This window comes from Paenibacillus sp. GCM10027628 (genome assembly GCF_042676385.1).
Lineage (GTDB): Bacteria > Bacillota > Bacilli > Paenibacillales > NBRC-103111 > Paenibacillus_E.
Genome location: NZ_JBHTHA010000033.1, coordinates 142,863 through 166,426, shown reverse-complemented (window position 1 = coordinate 166,426; position 23,564 = coordinate 142,863). Strand labels below are relative to the sequence as shown.

23 protein-coding genes are annotated in these 23,564 nt (G+C 44.5%); 10 read left to right on the top strand and 13 right to left on the bottom strand.

Annotated elements, in window-relative coordinates:
- The first annotated feature begins 2 nt into the window (after positions 1-2).
- The gene (locus ACFQZT_RS21695) at positions 3-590 is read left to right on the top strand and encodes a cupin domain-containing protein (RefSeq protein ID WP_379302962.1); all 588 of its coding nucleotides are present in this window, start codon (positions 3-5) and stop codon (positions 588-590) included.
- Positions 591-640: 50 nt separating this feature from the next.
- Here ACFQZT_RS21695 and ACFQZT_RS21690 read toward each other — a convergent pair whose 3' ends face one another.
- Positions 641-1,150, bottom strand: a complete 510-nt coding sequence (locus ACFQZT_RS21690; protein ID WP_379302960.1) for a GNAT family N-acetyltransferase — start codon at positions 1,148-1,150, stop codon at positions 641-643.
- Between the two features lie 118 nt (positions 1,151-1,268).
- Here ACFQZT_RS21690 and ACFQZT_RS21685 point away from each other — a divergent pair, with 118 nt between their 5' ends.
- Complete coding sequence (locus ACFQZT_RS21685; protein WP_379302958.1) at positions 1,269-1,493, top strand: hypothetical protein; 225 nt, start codon at positions 1,269-1,271, stop codon at positions 1,491-1,493.
- A gap of 74 nt (positions 1,494-1,567) precedes the next feature.
- On the opposite strand, the gene ACFQZT_RS21680 is transcribed toward ACFQZT_RS21685, so the two are convergent.
- Positions 1,568-2,032: an HAD family hydrolase gene (locus ACFQZT_RS21680; RefSeq protein WP_379302956.1), complete on the bottom strand. Its 465-nt coding sequence runs from the start codon at positions 2,030-2,032 to the stop codon at positions 1,568-1,570.
- 263 nt (positions 2,033-2,295) lie between these two features.
- Here ACFQZT_RS21680 and ACFQZT_RS21675 point away from each other — a divergent pair, with 263 nt between their 5' ends.
- Positions 2,296-5,892, top strand: a complete 3,597-nt coding sequence (locus ACFQZT_RS21675; RefSeq protein WP_379302954.1) for a family 10 glycosylhydrolase — start codon at positions 2,296-2,298, stop codon at positions 5,890-5,892.
- Between the two features lie 75 nt (positions 5,893-5,967).
- Here ACFQZT_RS21675 and ACFQZT_RS21670 read toward each other — a convergent pair whose 3' ends face one another.
- Both ACFQZT_RS21670 and ACFQZT_RS21665 read right to left on the bottom strand, forming a co-directional pair.
- On the bottom strand, positions 5,968-7,425 hold the full coding sequence (locus tag ACFQZT_RS21670; protein WP_379302952.1) for an NAD-dependent malic enzyme: 1,458 nt from the start codon (positions 7,423-7,425) through the stop codon (positions 5,968-5,970).
- Between the two features lie 197 nt (positions 7,426-7,622).
- Positions 7,623-8,078 carry a GNAT family N-acetyltransferase gene (locus ACFQZT_RS21665; RefSeq protein ID WP_379302950.1) on the bottom strand — a complete coding sequence of 152 codons (456 nt, stop codon included), beginning with the start codon at positions 8,076-8,078 and terminating at the stop codon, positions 7,623-7,625.
- A gap of 231 nt (positions 8,079-8,309) precedes the next feature.
- Here ACFQZT_RS21665 and ACFQZT_RS21660 point away from each other — a divergent pair, with 231 nt between their 5' ends.
- Complete coding sequence (locus ACFQZT_RS21660) at positions 8,310-8,870, top strand: DJ-1/PfpI family protein (protein ID WP_379302948.1); 561 nt, start codon at positions 8,310-8,312, stop codon at positions 8,868-8,870.
- A 293-nt stretch (positions 8,871-9,163) separates the two neighbouring features.
- Complete coding sequence (locus tag ACFQZT_RS21655) at positions 9,164-9,850, top strand: glycosyltransferase family 2 protein (protein WP_379302946.1); 687 nt, start codon at positions 9,164-9,166, stop codon at positions 9,848-9,850.
- Positions 9,851-9,922: 72 nt separating this feature from the next.
- On the opposite strand, the gene ACFQZT_RS21650 is transcribed toward ACFQZT_RS21655, so the two are convergent.
- Together ACFQZT_RS21650 and ACFQZT_RS21645 are read right to left on the bottom strand one after the other, a co-directional pair.
- Complete coding sequence (locus ACFQZT_RS21650; protein WP_379302944.1) at positions 9,923-11,398, bottom strand: protein adenylyltransferase SelO; 1,476 nt, start codon at positions 11,396-11,398, stop codon at positions 9,923-9,925.
- Positions 11,399-11,468: 70 nt separating this feature from the next.
- Positions 11,469-12,683: an MFS transporter gene (locus ACFQZT_RS21645; RefSeq protein WP_379302942.1), complete on the bottom strand. Its 1,215-nt coding sequence runs from the start codon at positions 12,681-12,683 to the stop codon at positions 11,469-11,471.
- 144 nt (positions 12,684-12,827) lie between these two features.
- Here ACFQZT_RS21645 and ACFQZT_RS21640 point away from each other — a divergent pair, with 144 nt between their 5' ends.
- Positions 12,828-13,709, top strand: coding sequence for a LysR family transcriptional regulator (locus ACFQZT_RS21640; protein ID WP_379302940.1), 882 nt, complete (start codon positions 12,828-12,830; stop codon positions 13,707-13,709).
- 24 nt (positions 13,710-13,733) lie between these two features.
- On the opposite strand, the gene ACFQZT_RS21635 is transcribed toward ACFQZT_RS21640, so the two are convergent.
- From ACFQZT_RS21635 to ACFQZT_RS21625, 3 genes are all read right to left on the bottom strand, one after another.
- On the bottom strand, positions 13,734-14,267 hold the full coding sequence (locus ACFQZT_RS21635; protein WP_379302938.1) for a DUF1572 family protein: 534 nt from the start codon (positions 14,265-14,267) through the stop codon (positions 13,734-13,736).
- Positions 14,268-14,286: 19 nt separating this feature from the next.
- The gene (locus tag ACFQZT_RS21630; RefSeq protein ID WP_379302936.1) at positions 14,287-15,111 is read right to left on the bottom strand and encodes an alpha/beta hydrolase; all 825 of its coding nucleotides are present in this window, start codon (positions 15,109-15,111) and stop codon (positions 14,287-14,289) included.
- Positions 15,112-15,645: 534 nt separating this feature from the next.
- Complete coding sequence (locus ACFQZT_RS21625; protein WP_379302934.1) at positions 15,646-16,863, bottom strand: MFS transporter; 1,218 nt, start codon at positions 16,861-16,863, stop codon at positions 15,646-15,648.
- Positions 16,864-17,059: 196 nt separating this feature from the next.
- Here ACFQZT_RS21625 and ACFQZT_RS21620 point away from each other — a divergent pair, with 196 nt between their 5' ends.
- Entirely contained in the window at positions 17,060-18,013 is a 954-nt protein-coding gene (locus tag ACFQZT_RS21620; RefSeq protein ID WP_379302932.1) for a glycosyltransferase family 4 protein, read from the top strand.
- 73 nt (positions 18,014-18,086) lie between these two features.
- On the opposite strand, the gene ACFQZT_RS21615 is transcribed toward ACFQZT_RS21620, so the two are convergent.
- The gene (locus ACFQZT_RS21615; protein ID WP_379302930.1) at positions 18,087-18,833 is read right to left on the bottom strand and encodes an SDR family oxidoreductase; all 747 of its coding nucleotides are present in this window, start codon (positions 18,831-18,833) and stop codon (positions 18,087-18,089) included.
- A gap of 27 nt (positions 18,834-18,860) precedes the next feature.
- A complete protein-coding gene (locus tag ACFQZT_RS21610) occupies positions 18,861-19,421 on the bottom strand; it encodes a GNAT family N-acetyltransferase (protein WP_379302928.1) in 561 nt (186 codons plus the stop codon).
- Positions 19,422-19,644: 223 nt separating this feature from the next.
- Here ACFQZT_RS21610 and ACFQZT_RS21605 point away from each other — a divergent pair, with 223 nt between their 5' ends.
- The gene (locus ACFQZT_RS21605; RefSeq protein WP_379303207.1) at positions 19,645-20,079 is read left to right on the top strand and encodes a zinc-binding dehydrogenase; all 435 of its coding nucleotides are present in this window, start codon (positions 19,645-19,647) and stop codon (positions 20,077-20,079) included.
- A 128-nt stretch (positions 20,080-20,207) separates the two neighbouring features.
- On the opposite strand, the gene ACFQZT_RS21600 is transcribed toward ACFQZT_RS21605, so the two are convergent.
- Entirely contained in the window at positions 20,208-21,209 is a 1,002-nt protein-coding gene (locus ACFQZT_RS21600; protein ID WP_379302926.1) for a serine hydrolase domain-containing protein, read from the bottom strand.
- 138 nt (positions 21,210-21,347) lie between these two features.
- Between ACFQZT_RS21600 and ACFQZT_RS21595 the strand changes: the two genes are divergently transcribed.
- On the top strand, positions 21,348-21,617 hold the full coding sequence (locus ACFQZT_RS21595; RefSeq protein ID WP_379303205.1) for a YkgJ family cysteine cluster protein: 270 nt from the start codon (positions 21,348-21,350) through the stop codon (positions 21,615-21,617).
- Between the two features lie 324 nt (positions 21,618-21,941).
- The gene (locus ACFQZT_RS21590; protein WP_379302924.1) at positions 21,942-22,841 is read left to right on the top strand and encodes an SDR family oxidoreductase; all 900 of its coding nucleotides are present in this window, start codon (positions 21,942-21,944) and stop codon (positions 22,839-22,841) included.
- 91 nt (positions 22,842-22,932) lie between these two features.
- Here the strand turns inward: ACFQZT_RS21590 and ACFQZT_RS21585 are convergent, their stop codons facing one another.
- Positions 22,933-23,436 carry a hypothetical protein gene (locus ACFQZT_RS21585; RefSeq protein WP_379302922.1) on the bottom strand — a complete coding sequence of 168 codons (504 nt, stop codon included), beginning with the start codon at positions 23,434-23,436 and terminating at the stop codon, positions 22,933-22,935.
- Positions 23,437-23,564: the final 128 nt, after the last annotated feature.

Genomic DNA, 23,564 nt, shown 5'->3' with positions numbered 1-23,564 from the left:
TTATGGCTTCATATATGGATTACACATCTCCATCCACTCAATACGCATTTGACGTAAGTCAGAGTCCCTTGTTTAAAAAGGATAACAATAACTTTATTAACGTATTAGGTGTGAAACAGTTGAATACATTGGAAAATGTGTCTCTCTTAGACATATTCCTAAGTGCTAGTAATGTTGTAGAGCCGCATTATCACCAAAATGCTGCCGAGTTAGTCTATTGCATTTCTGGTGCTGCAACTGTATCGATGCTGAACCCATTTACAAAACAGATTCTCAATTACTCAATAACCCCAGGACAAGTGGCAAACATTCCGCAAGGCTGGTGGCACTATGAAATAGCTACAGTTGATAACACTCATCTTTTAGCTATTTTTGATGCACCGACTCCAGAAGTGATTTTAGGTTCTGACATCTTAAAATTTACGCCTTCAAATATTATGTCACATACCTACTGTATCGATGAAAACATATGGAAACAAGCAACTGAACCCATTAAACCCACAACATATATAGGTCCATATGAGAACTGCAATAAGCAGTACCAACAAATTCCATACACATATCGGTATCAGTCATATTGGGGCTATTAGATCTCAAATAGAACTATGGGCATGGGAATTCCGTGCCTTTTCTGTGCCACTCAGACATTCATTCCAAACAAGCGGACCTTTTCATCAGTATTCTCAAATGGAATCAAACCTTCAAATTGAAGCCCCAGCTTTTCTAGCAGCTTGGCGGACGCATGATTATCTTCGGATGTAATGGCCACAATACGGTTCAATCCCAAAACAGATTGAGCATAAGTCATCACTGCGGATGCAGCCTCAAAGGCGTACCCTTTTCCCCAAAACTTAGGAAGAAAAGCAAAACCAACGTCTACATCTTCTAGGAAATCTCTCTTTACCAGTCCGCATATGCCGATCGGGATCCCCTCATCCTTCAACTCCGTCAAGTAAAATCCGAAACCCAAACGGTCATACATCTTAAGAGGTCCTTGTAAAATATAGTTCCGTGCATCAGCAACAGTTCTCACGCCTCTATCACCAATGTACCGGATCCAAGAAGGATCGTTCAAAAGCTCAAGGATAAATTCCGCATCTTCAATGGTTTGGTGACGGAGTATCAGTCGTTCTGTTTCTAAAACTTTCATGGTGAATCCTCCTTATTGAATATGTTTTAAAATAACCTAGAAAACGACACCGGTTTTCGAGCGACATTTTAGTTGAAATCCGTTAACCTATGAAAAAAGATTCATAGGAGGACGACACATGATGCAAGAGTTAGAAATCTGTGTTCTGGTTTTAATTATTATTGGGATCATGTTCCTTCTTTGTATCGATGTGCTCAAAAGGAACAATACCATTAAACATGCCAATAAAAGTCGAAATGAACAAGTTGTTGAAGTCATTGAACCTGTCGAAATTATGGAAGTTGTTTACCCGATGTATATCGATTGCAGCCGCAACACGCATCGTTCTCTGACATCAAATTGAAGAATCCGTCACATTCGCTTGAGTATTAAGTTTGCAAAGGCTGCCCTTGGGTCATCCATCGGCAGCCTTTTCCCTTACTTTCTGAGTGTTGGAATAAGTCGATGGTGCTTTAATAAGAGGTCCAATCCATCGTTAACCTCTTTAACAACGATATGGCTAGCCATTAACGTCGCAGTGGCGCAACCCTCTTGCCCGATAACCGCAATCGACAGGTCAGCTTGACGAAACATGAACTCATCATTTACCCCATTACCCATAACGGCAACACCAGGTGTAAGCTTTCGGACAAAATTACTTTTCTCCTCCCGTTGATCATCCTTTCCAATTACGTGTAGATCCACAGGTAGCCCTTCACATTCTCTAGACGCACTACCGTTGCTATCAGCGGTCAATACAAAAATCTTAATCAATTGGGCTAATTTAATAAGTCTTTCCTTCACATGCGGTAAAAGTAATCCATCCAATGCAATAGTTCCATTAAAATCTAAAACAAGATGGCTTATTTGAATATCCCCTTGCCCAGGAATCTGTACCTTCATAAATGATTCTCCTCTGTTTTTTATATCAACGCTCTCATCATTTCCTCATTTTAACACATATTTCCTTAAACAAGACATACGAAACCCTCTCAAATGAAATAAAATTTTATATTTACTATTGATTTTTGTAATAAAATTCAATAACCTAAAATTAAGTCATTCCCAAGCTTTACCAGACTTACATGACATGAGGAGGAGATGAGACAACGACTTGGTATTCAGCTGTTGAGATCGGTTTAATACTTTTTGGAGGATGTGATTAGGTGACAAATCGTTCACGCAAGACGACCAAATTGACTCCCATTCTAACAGCACTAATCTTCTTAATAAGTACAATCATCTCCGGATTTGGCCATGTATCACCTACCGTGCATGCAGATTCTATAGCCGAAATCGATGCGGTAAGTTCACCGTCTAATGTCATCGTGGAAAATTTTGAACAAACAACGAACCTGTCTGCTTCTTCTGCACAAGCCAAGTCCGTTAGTATCGGCTTAATCAGCAGGCCGGAGACGATCTATTATGGTTACCATGCCGTAAAATTAGCTTACGATTTTACGGGGACGACGGGTACGTCGGCGGCTTATATAAACTTCAAAGATCTGAACGGAGCTGCAGGACGTACGCTGCAAGGCGTTCCGAAAAAACTGGGGCTGTGGGTTTATGGCGACGCGAACAACCATTGGCTGCGCGCACAGCTGCAGGATGCGACGGGTACGAAAACGGCAATTGATTTCACGACCAGCAACGGGCTTAACTGGAGTGGATGGAAATATGTCACGGTCGCTGTACCCAGCACCCTCAAAGCTCCCCTTAAGATCAATTTAATTTATGTCGTGGAAACGAAGGACAATAATAAAACTAGCGGTGTGCTGTACTTTGACCAGTTGAATGCGTTTTATACGGATTCAAACGTCTTTGGCCTCGACGTGGTTGGACTTCCGCCTATGAAGGTCGGGGATGCGTTGCAAGCCGTTGTATACGCCACATATCAAAACGGCACCGAACCGGTTCCGGTCACAAGCGGGATTACCTATCGGAGCAGCGATGAACGGATCGCGACTGTCGATTCAAGCGGAACTGTCCGGGCGCTGCAAGCAGGTACGGTAACGATTGCCGCAGCAATTGGTAATGCGCCGGAAGCAGCTTATTCGTTAACGGTTACAGCAGACGCACCGATTCCTCAGAAACTGGAACTTTCGGCACTAACCAAGCTCGAAACCGGCGCAACTAACCGGCTGAGCGTGTATGCTTCATACAGCGGAGTTGCTGATCCTGTTTCTATTTTGACTGGGGCTATGTTCCAAAGCAGTAGCCCGGACATTGCGACTGTCGACGCCTCCGGTAACATTAAAGCCGTGAAGGCAGGTACGACTACGATTACCGCAGCCTTTAGCGGCATCTCCACACAATACGTGCTCACGGTAACCAATCCGGTTCCTGTGCTGCAAAAAATCGAGCTCACCGGCCTAAAAGCGATGACCATCGGAGAGTCGAAGCAATCGAAAGTGATCGGCACCTACACATGGCTTCCTGCACCGGTCGAGCTGACAAGCGGCGTTGCCTATACGAGCAGTAATCCTAGTGTCGCTTCCGTAAGTGCAAGCGGATTGATTACGGCATTACAGATGGGAACCTCGAGAATTAAAGCTTCTTACGGGGGCAAGTCGAGCGATTTTTACCTGGTGGTGAATAAAGTGGCTACCGTACCCAAGCGAGAGTTGAGAGCCGCCTGGATTGCAACTGTCGATAATATCGACTGGCCGGCAAAAGGCGTTGTAGAAGCAGAAGCGCAGAAGCGCGATTTTATCGAGCTGTTGGATGGCTTGCAAGCGGCCGGCATAAATGCGGTCATCGTTCAATTGAAGCCGACCGCAGATGCCTTTTATCCTTCGGCGTATGCGCCTTGGTCGGAATGGCTGACGGGGGAACAAGGCAAAGACCCGGGATATAATCCTCTTGCGTTTATGCTGGAGGAAGTGCACAAGCGGAATATGGAGTTCCACGCTTGGTTCAACCCTTATCGGATCAGCCTACAGGATCGTCTCGATAAACTTGCGCCTAATCACCCGGCGAGGCAGCATCCGGATTGGGTCGTTACATACGGCGGCAAGCTGTACTTCAATCCAGGGATCCCGGAAGCGAAACAATTCATCAAAGACAGCATCATGGAAGTCGTGAAAAATTACGACATCGACGCCGTGCATTTTGACGATTATTTTTATCCGTACCCGGTAACTGGCGTCGATTTCCCTGACGAAGATGCCTTTGCGAAATACGGCTCCACTTTCACGAACAAAGCGGACTGGAGACGCAGCAATGTAAACGCGTTCGTGCAGGAAATAAATGCAGCCATCAAACATGAGAAACGCTGGGTCAAGTTCGGGATTAGTCCTTTTGGAATATGGAAAAACAAAAGCCAGGATCCGACCGGCTCCGATACTAACGGGCTTAGCAGCTACGAGGCGATCTATGCAGATACGAAAAAATGGGTCGATCAAGGGTGGATCGATTACATTACGCCGCAAATTTACTGGTATATGGGATATTCACCGGCGGCCTACGATAAGTTAATCGAGTGGTGGAGCGGCGTGACGACCGGGAAAAATGTCCACCTGTACAGCGGTCAGGCGGCCTACCGTATCGGTTCGTCCGATCCGGCTTGGCAAAACCCCGACGAAATGCCGAACCAAATTGCTTATAACCGAAACTTCGATAACGTGTTCGGCAGTATATTTTTCAGCGCTCAATGGTTTAAAGCCAATCCTCTCGGGTTTACGGATCGATTGAAGAACGACTTTTACCGGTACCCGGCTTTAGTCCCTGCTATGCCTTGGTTGGATCAGACTGCGCCTGAGGCACCGGTCTTGGCATCTGCTATTCGAAAAGCGGCCGGGATCGAGATTACATGGAAGAATGTCCAACCAGGTGATGCTGCCTACTATGTCATTTATCGTTTTGATGGGGAGGCTGCCTTAAATCTTCAGGATCCTTCTCATATTGTCGCAGAAGTACGCAAACAAGCGGGTGTTGATCTCCTCACCTTCATTGACAAAACAGCAACGGATAGAAAAGTATACACATATGTCGTAACAGCAGTTGACCGGATTCATAACGAAAGTGCTGCCAGCAACTCCGTTACGATGACCAATATTCTCGATGTAACGCCGCCTGTCTCGGCATCCACCATCGAAGGTACCCAAAATAACGGCTGGTATGTGTCGGAAGCTCAGGTGAAACTATCGGCAAGCGACAATCAAACAGGTGTGAAGCAAACAGAATACAGCACGGATAACGGATTAAGCTGGAACTTATATGTATCTCCTTTCTCCTTAACTACCGATGGCACTCATACATTGCTGTACCGTTCTACGGATAACGCCGGCAATACAGAACAAACGCAAACGGTGCAAATTGCAATCGACCGGACAGCACCGACGATACAAATTTCAGGGGCGAATGCGTATACTGTCGATCAAACGGTATCGATCACGTGCACAGCAGTGGACACCGTATCCGGCATCGTGTATAACCCATGCGCTGAGCCGTTGGTTAGTGCTCCTGCTTATCAGTTGGAGCTTGGGTCCCACGATATCACGGTTCAAGTCACCGATCATGCAGGCAACGTAGGGACTGGTTCTGCATCATACACGGTGCAGGTAACTGAGAACAGTCTCGCCAACTTGATCCGGGAATTCGTCACAGGACCGGGTGAACAAGGGATCGAGAACTCACTGCTGAAAAAGCTGGAGCACCGGCAAGTCGATGCTCTCATTCACGAGATTGATGCCCAAACAGGCAAGCGAATTACCGTGGAACAAGCAGGGATTCTTGCAAGGTTAGTTCAAGCTCTAAAATGAAAATGAAAACAGACCCCACGCTTAGTCTTCATGCGTGGGGTCTGCCTTTCGCTTGGGGATACAAAGCTATATCGATTACCCCTTCGATCCTTTAAGCTCAACTTTCAGTTTCTTATCTTGCAGATCATGTGGAATTTTTCTTGCAACGCCTGTTTCAATCGCGGCTCGGATAACATTTAATCGCACAGATTCGACTACTTTATGATTAAATACGCTTGGGATGATATATTGTTCATTTAATTCATGTTCCCCAATTATGGATGCGATGGCATGAGCTGCAGCTATTTTCATTTCTTCGTTAATGGTCGTCGCTCTGCAATCCAATGCGCCCCGGAAAATTCCCGGGAAACAGAGCACATTATTAATTTGGTTCGGGTAGTCAGATCGGCCGGTTGCCATTACGCGTACATAAGGAGCAGCATCCTCAGGACTTATTTCCGGTGTTGGATTCGCCATTGCGAAAACAATCGGATCCCTGGCCATGTTTTTAACATCTTCGATTGTTAGAGCGCCTGGACCGGATAGCCCAATAAACACATCAGCCCCATGAATAGCATCAGCAAGTGTTCCCTCTACGAGTTCCGGATTCGTATTTGCCGCATACCATTCATAAACAGGATTGGAGTACGTGTTCATGCGGTTCAGTACACCTACCCGTGTTGCACCTATAATATGTTTCACACCAGCGCTGTACAAAATCTTCGTACAAGCAACCCCTGCAGCCCCTACACCGGAAAATACGACTTTAATCTCTTCCATACGTTTTCCTACAATCTTCAACGCATTAATCAATCCTGCCAGCATAACGACTGCAGTGCCATGTTGGTCATCGTGAAATACGGGAATATCCAGTTCCTGCTTTAACCTCTCCTCAATTTCAAAGCAACGCGGTGAAGAAATATCCTCCAGATTGATCCCGCCAAATGCCGGGGCAATGCCCTTAATTATAGAAATGATCTCTTCGGTATCTTTCGTATTCAAGCATATTGGAAAAGAGTCTAAATCTGCCATCTCCTTAAAAAGCATTGCCTTTCCTTCCATCACCGGCATCGCTCCTAACGGGCCGATATCTCCCAATCCAAGAACAGCTGTTCCATCGGAAATGACCGCAACCGTATTTCGTTTAATGGTCAACGTATAAGCTTTTGAAGGATCTTCATGAATAGCCATGCAAACTCTGGCGACTCCTGGGGTATAAACCCGGGACAAATCATCCCGATTTTTAACAGGAACCTTTAATTTCGTTTCAATTTTCCCGCCCAGATGAAGGAGAAAGGTTTGATCGGAGATATGCACTAAACGTATGCCTGAATTAGCTTCAAGCCCTTTTACAAGTTTATTTTGGTGGGAGTCATCGAGAACACTAACTGTAATATCACGTATTGTTGCATCCTGGGAAGAGCTAATCATATCAACAGCAATAATCTCTGCTCCGAACTCATGAATCTTAGTAATAACTTCAAAAAATGAGATATTCTGATCAATTTCCAGTCTTAAAATAACGGTCTGCTTCCCTTTTTCTTGTGCAAACATGCTAAACCTCCCTAAGTATTAGAGTCACACTACTTCGATCATAATTTAATAGTCGATATATTTATGCATATTATTTATTATAATTGAACTTATTTAAAACACAATATTAAAATATTTATAACACACTAAATAAATGAAAAGGCTCCGAGTTGATAAGCTCCGGAGCCTTGATTGTTTGCAGCACTCTTTTGTTAATGTCAAAAAAGATCTTGAGATAAGCGGATCATATCCCTACATTGAATTCCATTCTCATAAATCGCCTCAGCGTAGTGTCGAATAAAGAAGTCCATATCGACACCAACAATTCTAAAGCCACATTTTTGATATAAAGCTAATTGCCCTATCCCAGAGTTTCCTGTACCGACCTCAATCGTTTTATAACCTCGCCCTTTAGAAGTTTGAATTGCGTGAAGTACTAGTTGTTTTCCAATACCTCTCCCATGGAGCTCATCAGCAACTGCAATGTTTACTAATTCAACCGTTTCAGGCCTAGTAGGAAGAAGTACATAAACCCCGACAATGCGATCTTCCATTTCAGCAACCATGCACTCTCCTCTTCTAATATATTGTTCAACAAGTTGTTGAGAAGGGTCTGCTAATAACAAAAGATCCATTGGATATTTTTCATTTGCATGCAATTTTCTGATGTTCATGTGTATCTCCCTTTAATCACTCTAAGATCATCTCCATATTATACCATATTTAATTACCGCTCCCTGTAAGCCCGCATATATTTCCAGTCAATCTGCCTCTGCATTTTCTACTACATCATATGAAGATGAATTTCGATTCGACAATTCGTTTCAAAATCCACCCGTTTACATCGTAACGAGGTTTATTCATAATTAGATGTGGGTTACCATCTATTTCCAAGGAGTGATACCATGTCAAAAAGTATCTTAATTTTAACTGGTGATGCTGCAGAGGTTTTGGAAGTTTATTACCCATATTTTCGTGTATTGGAGGAAGGGTACGAGGCCGTCATTGCTTCACCGACTAAGAAAGTGCTTCGTACTGTCGTTCACGATTTTGTCGAGGATTGGGAAACCTATACAGAGAAGCCAGGGCATCTACTGCCGTCACACATTGCTTTCGCTGATGTAGATCCTAGTCAATATGATGGGTTAATCATTCCTGGAGGCAGAGCCCCAGAGTACATTCGTTCGAATGAGCATATTCCGCGCATTATCCGTCACTTCCTTGAAGCCGATGAACCGCTCGGCGCTATTTGCCATGCGGCACTCGTATTCTCCGCTTTAAAAGACAATCATTTTTTTGAAGGCCGCACCATGACTGCGTATAACGCTTGTCGTTTAGATGTCGAGCAGCTTGGAGCGCTGTATACGACAGATACGCTTCATGTGGATGGAAAGTTAGTCACTGGTCACGCTTGGCCGGATTTACCAGGCTTCATGCGCGAGTTTTTGAAACTGCTCTCCAAATAACATACATTGATTTTATGAGAAAGAGGCTGTCCCATAAGTAAAAATTAAGTAGACTTGGGACACGTCTATTAATCAAAAAATGCATCTTTAAATGAACAAAGGAGTTAAGCGGCTTGCATGTGCTTAACTCCTTTGTTTTTTTCGTCTATTGCGGCTTTCTTCAGTAGGTTGTGGGCAAGCGAAAGTATTATAGAAAATTAACTTTTAACGCGGTTTAATAGCCGTAACTTTATTCTGTACAAGTCATAATATGATAGAAAGGAAATGTTCTTTTATGAAAAGAGGTGATATTTTTGGGAATCTCTATTATTACTTGTACAAATAACTCCAAATTTATTAATAATATATTTAGTAATTATCATAATCAGATTGGGATCAATAAAGAACTGATTATTATCATCAATCGAGATGATATAAGCTTAATTCCTTACCGAAATAAGGCTAAACAAATCAAAAATGTATCCATTTACCGTATTCCCGAAAAAAAATCACTAGGAAACTGTTTAAATTTTGCCATTGCCAGATCTAAATATGAATATATTGCCAAATTTGATGATGATGATTATTATGCACCGAATTATTTAAGGAGCAGTATGGGTGTTCTAAAGCGGAAAGATGTAGATGTTGTTTGGAAAAGCTCCGTATATGTTTATCTAAATTCAAAAAAAAGTTTGTTCATTCGTTATCCTAACCGAGGAGACAGGCTAGTCGGATTTGTAGCCGGAGGAACGATTATGTTTAAGAAAAAAGTATTCAATCATGTGAAATTTGCAAATGTATCATTAGGCGAAGATGCACGGTTTTTAAAAAAATGTAGAGCTAGTGGATTTAAAATTTATTCTACAGATAGATTCAATTATGTATATATTCGAAGAAAAAATCCAAAGAGTCATACTATGAAAGTGCGGGATCGTTATTGGCTTAAAAATAGCAAACTGGTTAAGCGCACTCTGTACTATAAGGACCTTGTAAAGCAATAGATGTGGCGAAAATTATCGGAAAAAGCAGTCCAAAACTATGTTTCGGACTGCTCTTTTTCATTGCTATCGTTATCAAGTACCGCAAAAGGTTCGGTAAGGGCGGGTTGACTGCTCAGGCAGCTTGGTGTAATCAGCCTGTTCGGGGGAGTGCGCGAAAGGACTCGAAAGAACATCAAGAAGCCGTTCCATAACACTGTAGTCCCCTTGTTTCACAGCGGCTTCTAGTGCTTCTTCTACCCGGTGATTGCGCGGGATTAGCGCGGGATTGCTGCTGCGCATCAACTTATGCGAAGAGGCTTTTGGCTCCTGCTGCCTACCTAACCTCGCCTGCCACAGCTCATGCCACTGAGCAAATTCCGTTGTGCCAAACAGAACCGTATCCTCCAGCTTGTCAAAAGTTAATGCGCGGAAGGTATTAGTGTAGTCCGCACGATACTTCTCCATCAGAATGAGTAAACCTTCAATAAGGGATTTATCCTGCAGCTCTTCGTTAAAAATCCCCAATTTTGCCCTCATCCCCTGGAACCAATTACGATGATATAACTCGCTAAAATCTGAAATCGCATCCTCAGCCAGCTTAATAGCCTGCGCCTCATCGTCATGCAGCAGCGGCAATAGAGTTTCAGCAAATCTCGCAAGATTCCACGCGGCAATGCGCGGCTGATTACCATAGGCATAGCGGCCATGAATGTCAATAGAACTGAATACCGTTGCTGGGTCATAGGCATCCATAAAGGCGCAAGGACCATAATCAATGGTTTCTCCGCTAATCGACATATTGTCGGTGTTCATCACCCCATGAATAAAACCAACGAGCTGCCATTTGGCAATTAACATGGCTTGACGCTTGATTACTTCCTGAAGTAGGCGAAGATAACGGTTCTCATCATCGTCAATCTCTGGAAAATGTCTATGCAATGTGTAATCCGCCAGGGTACGGAGATCCTCCAAAGTGCCCCATTGTGAAACATATTGAAAAGTACCTACGCGCAGATGACTGGCTGCCACACGAGTCAGAATTGCGCCAGGCAGGTCGGTTTCGCGAATGACCGGCTCACCGGTTGCCACCACGGCTAGGCTGCGGGTAGTAGCAATGCCAAGCGCATGCATGGCTTCGCTGATAATGTATTCGCGAAGCATCGGTCCAAGCGCTGCTCGGCCATCGCCACCGCGGGAGTACGGCGTTCTGCCTGAGCCTTTGAGCTGAATATCAAACCGTTCTCCTAGAGGTGTGATCTGCTCGCCGAGCAGCAGAGCCCGGCCGTCCCCTAACATGTTAAAATGCCCGAATTGATGCCCTGCATACGCTTGAGCAAGAGGCAATGCTCCCTCAGGAGTAATATTGCCGGCGAGCATCGCTACACCATCATCGCTTTGCAGCGCTTGTACGTTCAATCCTAGTGATTTTGCCAACGGACCATTAAGAATAATCAAATTCGGTGAGCTTGCAGGGCTTGGGTTCATCCTAGTAAAAAATGATTTCGGCAGACGAGCGTAACTGTTGTCGATGTTCCAGCCTGTTTCTATAATTGCTTTTTTCTCTGTCATCGTTTCTCCTTATTTATAGGTCTAAGCCAACATATGGCAGCTCCTTTTAATGTATACTTCTGCCAATTTATTATACTCTTTCCTCAGCTATTGGAAACCCTTTTACCTTATCTATAGCTTTTTTGTGCGCTTTTCTTTTTACAACGCTAAGCTGCACAGCGATCATAAGTAAATTGACCACAATCAGCACGACAATCAGTGCGGAGTAGCCTCCAGCAACATCATGGACAAAACCGAGCACAATAGGCCCAAGCGCCCCGATGACATATCCGATGGACTGCGTCATGGCTGACCATGCGGCAGCTTGCTGCGCATCGGAAGCAGCTTCAATCGGAAGCAGCAGATTGGTCGGAAACAGCACGCCCGGACCAATGCCGATTAAAATAGCCGCTAGCAACGGCGTCATGGACATCATAATCAACAGGAAGCCGATGAGCATGGAGAAGGAGCCGAGCAGCAACCAAAAAAGGCGGGAAGGAATGCGTTTAAGGAGCAACGGAAACAGGAGACCTACTGGAATTTGAATGACAGAGAATAACGTCAGCATGTTGGCCGCATATTCTTTGCCGTAGCCCATATTTTCAATCATCGGCGGCAGCCATGCCGTAATTGAGTAAAACAGCATCCCAAGAAATCCGAAGGACAATGTTAAGAGCCAAGCCCGTCCATGTCCCCACGGGAGTCCTGTCTGGCGGTTAGTACTTACATTTCCCTCAGGGCGTTTCACAAGTCTCAGGACGAAGAACCACCAAACAGGCAGGGTAATCAGCGCTAAAACGGCCCAAGCCGCGAGCGAATTTTGCCAGGAGTGCATCCTGGCTTGGAGCGGTACGGACAACCCGGAAGCAAGGGTCGCCCCAACGGCCAGTGCAACCGTATATAAAGAGATCATGGCAGGAACCCTTGAAGCGAAGTGCTGTTTAATAAACCCGGACAATAACGGCCCGACCGCGGCAATGCCAATTCCCGCAATCGCTGCGGTAACGAGTAGAAAGAAAGAGGATCCCGTGAATATCCTCAGCACATTTCCAATACCGATTACAAAGATCGACCAACCGATAACACGTTCTATGCCATACCGGCCGCCCAGTTTGACGGCAAAGAATGGAAATATTCCCATGCAAAGGACAGGAATTGAAGTAAGCAGGCTGGCAGCAAAAGCACTCATCCCCAGATCATGGCGAATGGCTTGCAGTACGGGAGAAACGGAGTTTATCGCGGGTCGCAAGTTTAAAGATGCTAATATAAGGGCAATGGCCATCTTCCATAATGAAGATTTTTTCATGGTAATCTCTCCTTGTATAACTGGTTTTGAACAAATCATACTTGGAGATTTATAATTTATCAATTATATTAAAATTATAACAATAATTTGTTTCACAAATGATTATGCGGCATTTTGCAAATTGCCTTGATAGGAGAAGGATCGATGGAACTGAGACAACTCGAATATTTTATTGCGGTAAGCGAGGAGCTGCATTTTACGAAGGCTGCCGATAAAATCGGTATATCACAGCCTAATTTAAGCCTGCAAATTAAAGCACTGGAAGAAGAAATCGGAATGCCTTTATTCGACCGAATCGGAAAACGCATAGCACTGACGGAAGCAGGATCAATCCTGCTGAGGCACACTCGGAGCATGTTTCAAAATCTTCAAAACGCTCTCCATGAGATGGATGAGCTCCGCCATCAACAGGGTGGCAGCCTTGGCGTTGGCGTATTGCCGTCCGAGCTTGATTTCCGTCTGACGCCGATGTTTATTAGTTTTCGTCACAAGTATCCGAATGTACGGCTGAAAATCGTTTCGGCAGTCGATATTGCCCAGTTGGTGCTAAGTACTGAGATTGATATCGGCATATCGGTGAAACCTTTATACGATCCCCGGTTAATCGTTCGCCCGTTAACTCGGGAGGAATACGGTGTAGTTATGTCGGAAGATCATGAGCTGGCCAGTAGAGAAACCGTATCCTTATCCGAGCTTGAAGGGCTGCCCATCATCCTATATCCGAAAGGGTTCTGGGGAAGGGAACTCGTGGAAAACTGCTGCCTGCAGCATGGGTTCAAACTGAATGTGGTGGTAGAAACGACGTCCAACCCTTCCCTCTTCCATTTCGTAAGAGAAAATATGGGGGTAACCATCCAGACCTATCCACTGGTCAAATCCATGGATGATCCCAAGCTGCGTTTTATCCCGATCCATGATCATCCGCCTGTAAGGGAGATGAGCATCATTTATAGGGCGGACAAATATCTCGGTCATGCAGCACAAACCTTTATTCATATTGCAGAGGAACGTTTGAAGGACCGTTGATTAAAACTTTTCTAAAATAATTGATCAATGATACTGGCCTGTAATGTGTTCATTCGTATCTTTCAATATTTTGGAGAGTAGTACGATTTGCCCTGTATGATAGGCGTAATGTGCCGCAACTTGAACAAGAAGCCGGCTAATTTCTCTCACTTCATAGGTCTCATCCTCTGAAGCGCTAACACGAAGCATTTTGTTCCAATCCACGTGGTTATAACGAATGATAACTTCTCTTTTTAAATCTTCATCGGATAAACCTGATAATACATTTACCGATTCGGATCGTGTTCTCAAAAGAAGGCTAATCAATTCATCCGCCGATAGGCCGCCTTCAGCATTAAATTCCCGGCTGCGCTCCCGAATGAAAGGTTTGTTGCCGACCGCACTGATGAGGTTTTGATATTCGTTACCTGCTAAATGCAAGCAAAGATTACCGATGCTATTCGTGGAATCCTTCATTTTCTTCCAAATCAAATCATCATCAAGGTGGTTTATGCTCGTAATAATTCGGTTGAGTTGCTTGTTCATGTCTTCGATTACATGTTTTATCAGATCTAGCATGACAATTCCCCCTTGTATGCTAATGCCGGTCTAACCAGGTTAATAGATCTGCAAAAAAACGTTCACGTCCCAAATCATCAAATGGACGGTGTCGCATCGCCTCGTATTCATAGTTCTGTTTATCTTGAGAACCGATAGAATGAAAGAATTGACGAAGTTTCACGGGGGGTGTAACTTCATCGCCAAGTCCATACTGTAACAGAATAGGCATTTTAATGGACCCCGCACTGCTTTCTAGTCGCTGGACCGCTTGCATTAAACCTCGTCCCAAACCTGGAGTTACTGTATTGTGACGCAGGAGGTCGGATTTTAGTCTATTTTGAATTTCAAGGTCTTGCGTTAATAATTGATAGTTACTGGAATTCTTGATTGTTAAATTGGGTTTTAGCTTGCTCATTAAAGCGATAAGCAGCTTTTCCGACGGTTTTAGTTCATAAGATATCGCTGGTGCAATCAAAACGAGCCCTGAAATACCTTCACCATGGTATAAGGAGTAATCAAGACTAATTACCCCACCCAGGCTGTGTGCCATCATATAAAGGGGTAATTGGGGAACTTCTGAAGCAACCAGCTCGCGGAATGCATGTAAATCCCCTATGTATTCATCCCAAGTACGGATATACCCCCTTGTACCTGAACTTTTACCATGTCCCCGCAAATCAAAGGCATAAGTCAAATAATTGTTTTCCGATAATTTTTCAAAAATGTTGTTCAAACCACCGCTATGGTCGCCGTGTCCGTGTAGGGCAATGACTGCCCCTTTTGGAGTTGATTTTGGTTCTATAACTCTGTAAAAAAGTTCAACCCCGCCAACCCCGTTGAAGATTCCTTCCCTTGCTTCCACAAGATTTCCCCCTCGTATAAGTACATAGTTTTTATTTTATGAGAAAACCTCTATCGAGGCCATACAAAGATGAGCGACCGCGTTTGTCCATCCTCCCGCTTCTCATCTGGAAAGATGAAAAACATCGTTAGAGATACGACTTCATTTCCCTTCGCCCACTGTAACGATGAAAAACATCTTTCCAGCTTCGCTCCACGAGCAAAATTGTTTTTTTGATCGTCTGCAACGATGAAAAACATCGCTAGAGACACGACTTCATTTCCCCTCGCCCACTGCAACGATGAAAAACATCTTTCCAAGCTGTGCACTAACTGTTAGTTGTAGCTTTGCAACTTTCAAGGTGGCTAGCCTCTCGGGTACATTTCCCTTTCACATGCTTCAAGCACTAACTCGCTACATTCTTTAAGCATACCAAAATTTCTTAGAAAGGGTATCCCTCAAGCTTTAAGTTCTGTAAAAGATTTGTAGCCGACAAAAAAACCACCACACGTCAGAATCGTGTAGTGGTGCTCAGTCGTTACGATATACTTAAAGTTATTTCCCAGCTTGAACACTGGAACTTTTGCCGGAAAGCAGAGAAAATCTCGGTATTCGCATGAACACAGCCACGAGCAGAAGTAAACAGCCATTGATCGCAAAAACGGCAGTAATCGGCAGCCGGGTTGCGAGCAACCCACCGATGAGCGGGCCCAGCAATAGCCCCAGCTGATTGGCCGATTGATTGAGGCCGAATGCACGGCTTCGAAAGTTCGGATCCGTATGCTGAGCGATGAAGGCGTTCAGCGCTGGAAAAACCGCTGCAAAAAATAGTCCGTACACGAAACGAAGCGAACCGAATCCGATCAAATGATGGAACGCAATTTGCAAGAGATTGCCGATCCCTCCGCCCAGCAGCCCGATGAACAGTACCTTCTCGTACCCGATCGTTCCACCGATTTTCCCCCAGCGCGGTGCGGCGATCAAAGTGGCAATTCCTACCGCCGAAAAAATGATACCTGCATGAAGCGATGCGGAATCTTGTCCCGATCCGAGCTGTATCACATAGATGGTAAGCAGAGGTTCCAAAATCATAATCGAAGTGGATGTGATGAAGACAATAATAAGCGCCACCATCAAATTACGGTTCGATGACGCTGCTTTCAAATCCTGAATGACAGAAGATCGCTTGGCTTGCGACTTATTGAAGGACGGCTCTTTTACCCAGAACCAGGCAATTAAAAACGCGATGAAAACCATCACCCCTGCAAGAAAAAAAGTATCTCGCGGTCCGATAATATGGCTGACAACCCCGCCAACCAATGGTCCGATGACGGATGCAGCCGCATTGGCGGTTGATATAATACCTAGCGCGTAACCGACATGTTTTTCAGGCGTATTGGTCGCCACCAACGCAAATGCTGAAGGAATATAACCGGCGAGCAAACCTTCCATGATGCGTACGGCGATAAGCTCGTACGGGTTTTGCACGATAAAGTACAAAAAATAAGCAATTGACAGGCAAATGCCCGCGCGCAGCATCATCGGTTTCCGGCCATACTTATCGGCAATGGATCCCCAGAAAGGTGCAATCAGCGAGCTGGCCAGAAAAGTGATGGCAAAAACCGCCCCCGTCCAGACCTCAAGATGATTGTCCACACCCAAGTCGTTCTGCAAAAAAATGGACATGAACGGTATCGACACCGAGTAAGCCATACTTACTAAAAACGTACCCATCCACAGCACGAACAAATTGCGTTTCCATGAAAAAGCCATCAGGCATTCCCCCTTGTGTCAAATACGGCTCTTTCCATCTTACCACTAAAACTGCCCTTATCCCGATAAAGGGTTATTGTCAGTTCGATAAATGTTTTTATGCACGGGGAGGAAATGATGAAATCGTCCAATCCATTCGATAATAATCGGCATTTATTAACGGAGAACCCGAACAATGAAAGCGAGGAAGATGTGCATGCGAATTGCAATGATCTCAACGAACGTCCTGGCTGTACCGCCAATTGATTACGGGGGGACGGAACGAGAGGTGCATTACCTGACGGAAGAACTGACTCGTCGGGGCCATAAAGTGTTTTTGTTTGCAAAAAAGGGGTCTGTATCCAATGCAACAAAAACGTTTTACTGGCCAAGCGGAAATAAACAGGAACAGTTGGCTTTTCTGCGTGCCAAGCTGCCTGCTAATATTGACATTATCCATGATCATTACGGACTTGCCTCGAAGTTGAATACTCGAACTCCCATCGTCCGAAGCAACCATGGGAACTCTCGTTTATTTGTAAAACATCCCGTTTATGTAAGCAAAACCATGTTGATGACGATTGGGAAAGGAAAAGGTTATTATATTCCAAATGGGATACGCCTGGCGGACTATAAATATAGCACTCGAAAAGCTGATTATCTGCTGTTTCTTGGGCGCATGAATCGCCTGAAAGGCGTTCATTTAGCAATTGAAGTGGCCAAAAAAACAGATAAAAAACTTCTACTGGCTGGTCCTGTCACTCCGCTAGGAGATAAGAAATATTTCCAATCCATGATTCGGCCACAACTCAATAAAAATATTCAATATATAGGAAGCGTCGGCGGCGCCCGGAAACAAAAATTACTCTCACAAGCGTCATGTGTGCTGTTTCCGTCGATTTGGAATGAACCTTTTGGCCTTGTCATGGTGGAAGCGTTAGCCAGCGGAACACCTGTTCTGGCACTTAAAAACGGAGCGGCCCCGGAGGTTCTTAAAGGCATGCCGCAATTGCTGTGCAGGAATGCAAATGAAATGGCAAACAAAGTTAAAAATCTAAGCAAGCTTCCTCCCCCTTACACATGCAGAAGATATGTAAGAACTCATTACTCGGACAGAGTTCTGGCAACCAGGTTTATTGCACTTTACAAAAGAATTTTACGTCGGCGCTGAACTGAGTCGGTGAGGGCAGCAAACCCTCACCTCTCGCAACGCCCTCCAGCCAAAAGATGAAGCCCATCCCTTCTTAGAACGGAACGCGGCTATTAATAGCTTGAACGGCAGAATCAATCTCATCCCGTGACATGCGCAGCCCTTTTTCCGATGAACCGTAGCCGATCTCTTGCAGACCATTCTCCAGTCCTTGAAACACTCCGTCAGCAAACTCATTCAGCGGTACGCCGAATGTATGCAAGCCCTTCCCACCCAAGTCCGTATTAACAGCCGGCGGCGCCACCTCAATAACCTCGATTCCCGTATTGGAAAGCTGGTGACGGAGACTCACCGTAAAGGAGTGAAGAGCAGCTTTCGTTGCACTGTAGATCGGAGCCGCAGCCATCGGCGTAAACGCTAAGCCAGAGGAAACATTAATAATCGCAGCATTGCTTTTCTCAGCTAGATGAGGCAGAAACAGCATCGCAAGATGTAAAGGGGCTTCCAGGTTCGCAGCGATTTCCTGACGATGGTAGCTCCAGTCCTCTTTCGACTTCAAGAGGTTGGTCCTCTGCTGTATCCCCGCATTGTTAACCAGGACATTCAACTCAGGAAACTCTCTCGTAGTCCACTCGAACAAAGCGATTCGTTCCGATTCGTCTGCAACATCACATACCCTAATAAGAAGTTCTGGATATTTAAGCTGAACCTCCAAAAGTTTCTCTTCATTACGCCCGCAAACAATAACCTTGTTTCCTGATTTCAAAAACCGCTCAGCGAAAGCAAATCCGATACCTGATGAACCGCCAGTAATAAGAATGGTGTTTTCTGTAATTTTCACTATCAATCTCTCCTTTGACTTTACAACTTAAGAACCACGATACGCTTTTTCATGGAACCGAGTAATGCTGCGAAACAGCATTTTCCCATCCTCCGGCAACCGATTAGCCTCTTCGAAATTCAGATACATAGCCCGATAAGGCTCCGGCACCCAAATGTACTGATGAACATAAGCAGTGAGATGGAAACCGTTTGTTTCCCAGAAACGGATTCGTTTGCTGTTTTCCTCCGTCGGATCGGATTCCACTTCGACGATTATCCCTTTACAGCCTGCAACTGTGTGCGCCCATTGCTTAATGCGGTCCAGTAATAGTCGGCCGTACCCGCTGCCGCGAGCATCTTTCCGAACCGCAATATAATCAATTAGCAAGGCTCCAGCTTGCTGATCGATTCCGGTCAATGCCATCCCAATAATTTCTGAGCCGAGGGCAATAGTGTGTAGTTGGCACATACGTTTTTCAAACATGCGGCGAACGATATCACGGCTTTTCTTGCCGTCAAGTGGAAACGCTTGCTCGTAGATTCGCTCTACTGCGGTCCACCGAGCTTCGTTCCATTCGTCGGTGATATGGTATTTCAAAGCATCCAATGATGTACACCACTTTCGGAATCGTAATCTATAAATTTTAGAACCGGCTTCCTTATCCTATTTATGGGTTCCCCCCATTTTTTCATAGATAATATGATCGGTACTAATGTCTTTCGATCTCCCATTATTCAGTCTCCCTATTCAGGTATAATTTTTGATACTATATAATAAATTTATGCGTACTTCCTAAAAGTAAGTATACAACATATAATCCAAATGTACGATCAACCACAATAGCCATTTTGCATCGCAACTCAAAAATATTGGATTTGAGACCGTGGATTATATATTTTGCTTGAATGACACGGCTCAATATTTAGCGAATATGGCAGAAATCATAATCCCCCAAGGTAAGATTTGTTCAATCGTTCCTGCAGATAAGGCTTCTTGGACGGGAAGTTTAGATATGGACATGCTTTTTTCTAAAAGTATCACATTTGTATGGGAGCTTATGTTTACCCGGTCCATGTTCCAAACCAAAGATATCATCGAACAACATGATCTAATGAATGAACTTTCTGAATTAATCGATAAAGGCAAGTTGAAAACCACTTTAACTGAACGCCTGGAACCCATTCACGCAAAAAACCTACGCTACGTACATGAAAAAGTGGAAACTGGAAGATCGATAGGAAAGATAGTGTTGGAAAATTTCTAAAACGATAGACCCATGATTTTGCTCCAACGATGGTCTAATCTAATTTTTTATGGAATCATTATCATTTTCAAAAAGAGAAGTCATCTCCGACAACGAATTATGATTTCCCGGGAAATTTTTTTTGAATATTAATGCAAATTGGCTAGGATGCACTTGTATGCGATGTTGCCAAAAGTTTGTATATCTTTTAAATAGTCATACCCCTCAGGATTAGATTCAACTTGGTTAAACATTCTCACGATGACAGATCTATATTCGGGTATGACTAAGCAGGCATTGCCATAAAAGCCAAGGGATTGAAAAGAATTCCTTGGCAAATCTTTTCCTAGCTCTGACATGGGCCGGGGCTGATCTTGTATCCACCAAAAAAATCCATGTCTTGGCAAGCATTCATCAAGTCGCTTTGGTGTGGCAATCGAGATTGCTTGTTCAAATATTGCACTCGGAAAAATTTGTTTGCCCTTAATTTTTCCTTTAGTTAAATGCAAGTATCCCCAGAAAGCAAGCTCCCGCGTACTTACAAAAAGATTAGCTTCCCCACCTTGATCCCCTGCATAATCTTCGTTTAGCCAAACCAGCTTTTCATTCTCATGTTTTCGCCAGCCTGTTTCCTTCAAGCCGCAAGGGATGAACACTCTTTTCTCCATTACTTGGGAGAGCGGTTGACCAAATACCTTTTGGACAATTCTAATGAGCAAATTAACCCCTGCATTATTATATTTCCAGTCTGTACCAGGTGGAAAGCCTCTTTGATGCGGGCTTTCTAAACCATGAGTATGCGTTAGCAGATGGCGTATCATCGTATTGCTCATAACAGATTCGTTCACATCATCTAAGTAATCGGTTACGCGATCATCGAGGCTTTTTATTCTTCCTTCATAAAGGGCTAGGCTTACCGCAAAACCCAAATAGGTTTTGCGAACGGATGCCACATTGAACTGGGACTCGGCGTCTACCATGCGACTCCTGTCGCTAAGATCATGATATCCCGAATACCATTCATTCACGATATAATCATTTTGGATAACGAAAGTAGATGCAGCTGAGGCCGGAATAAGATTTTTTGTCTCTAGCACATACTCATTTAGTTCCGAAAATGCATTCTTTGAATCCCGTACTTCTAAGTTCATTTGAATTCCCCCGTATGCCAGACTTACTATGTATACCCGTGATCATATTATCCATATTATAACATTTGGTCTGGCACAAAAGGACAAAATCCCTAAACATGCTATAATTTGGTCATCAGGATTTAAGGGGGACGAATGTTGGATTGCAGAGCAGGTTGTGCGGCTTGTTGTATTGTTGTCTCGATTTCATCTCCGATTCCTGGTATGCCTAACGGTAAGCCGGCAGGTATTCCATGCGTACAGCTTTTGCCCGATTACAGATGCGGATTGTTTGGTAAACCGGAACGCCCAGCTGTTTGCAGCAGTTTGCGGCCCTCGGAAGAGATGTGCGGACATTCTAACGAGGAGGCGTTTATAATTTTGCATTCCCTAGAGCAGGCAACCAAGCCTTCTAAAGCTACCTCTTAATTACCGAATAGGGCACTGCGTGTCGGGGCCAAAATAGCTTGCGCGGCTATACATGGCAATAGCTTGAGCTGGAGCCAGTTAGGCTGGATATTTTCAAAGAGGAAAACGTGAATGGCTAGCGCTTCCTTTATAATTTGGAAATGGCCAGTTTCAGCGTGATTAAAACTAATCCGGACCAAAAGGGAGCAACCTATAAGGATATGCCTTGGGAACCAAAGCAATCTTTTCATGCTTTAGCTGAATATTACTCGAAATCTTAACGGCACCAATCGAGGACTAGGCGAATATCCTGCATTTGAGCATGATAGCAGAGGAGGATTCACCTTGATTCCGATGTATCCTTATTACAGTTATGAGACACGCTGCCGGCAAGTGCCGATAACCTTTCCACCGCAGCATCAGGACGTGCAGCCTGGGTTGGAATATCTAATGAACCCTATCCCGATTTCAGACAATCCTGAATATAGGGGAAGCGGAAAACTAACGGGGAAAATTGCCATTATCACCGGAGGCGATAGCGGCATCGGTCGCGCCGTCGCCATTGGCTTTGCCAAAGAAGGCGCAGACACGGCAATCGCCTACTTATACGAACGTGAAGACGCAGAGGCGACTAAAAGGATGGTAGAAGGGTACGGGCGCCGGTGCCTGCTGATTGAAGGCGATTTGCGGCAACCTTCGTTTTCCACAGAAGTGGTCAGAAGAACGCTTGAATGTTACGGAATTCTTGACGTACTCGTATTGAACCAAGGCGTCCAATTCCCACAGGAGAGCCTGCTCAACATAACCGATGAACAACTCGAGGATACATTCCGTACCAACATTTTCCCAATGTTCTATTTGACCAGAGCCGCGCTCCCTTACCTGAATCCGGGCAGCTCCATCATCTCGACGGCATCGGTAACCGCTTATGCAGGTGCTCCGCTGCTTGTCGATTATTCCTCAACAAAAGGCGCTATCGTATCTTTCACCCGCTCCTTGTCACTCCAACTAGCCAGTAAAGGGATACGAGTTAACGCAGTTGCTCCAGGCCCTATTTGGACCCCGCTCATTGTATCCAGCTATTCGGCTGAATATGTAAAAACTTTTGGGTTAGAGACACCTATGAAGCGTGCAGGACAGCCGTTCGAGCTTGCGCCGACTTACATTTATTTGGCGTCTGACGATTCATCGTATGTAACCGGGCAGGTTCTTCATGTCAACGGCGGCGTCATGACAGAAACCTGAGAAGGCAACGGAATATAGGGCCCACAGCAAAAAAATAGAGGATAGCAAGACCGATCGTGCAGCGGCCATGCTATCCTTCGTTTTTTCATCCCTACTCTGTTTTATCTTCGAATGCAATGCGATTAAGCTCAGCAAAACGATGCAGCTTTTCTGCGATCGTTGTGACATCAAAAAGGTTCATTCGCTTGGAAAACACCCAACGCGTCTTATTGTCCAGCTCAATGACCACAGAACCCGGCTTATGGATAATTTGCTTAATATTATTAGCTTCCAAAACGAGTTCTCTTGAGTATCCTCTTTTGGCCAGGTTCGTTTTCCCTATTTTCAGATAAGGACGACGGACAAAATACATGAGCAGCGCGACAAGCAGATATCCGCATATCGTAGCTATATACATACCGTTCTGATCGGCCTTCGTATACGTTGCCAACAAAAATATGAAAATGATGACAAACAATAAGGGGAGCCACAGACTTCGACCTTTAAAGACTTGAGCTTGATTCGAGTCGGAAATCGGGGATTTCCCTTGTTTTGACCTTAGCATATTCGTTTTTTTCGCATTTTTGCTAACCATTCTTTCCCACTTACGCGACATGTTTGTACCTCCCAGTTTGCTGCGCTATGTATGTATTCGCAGAGCTTATCTTTATTTCACTGGAAAGTCAATCATATGTCAAGAAAGCTGAATTTAATTGTTCCATTAACGTTCTAACATATTAACGT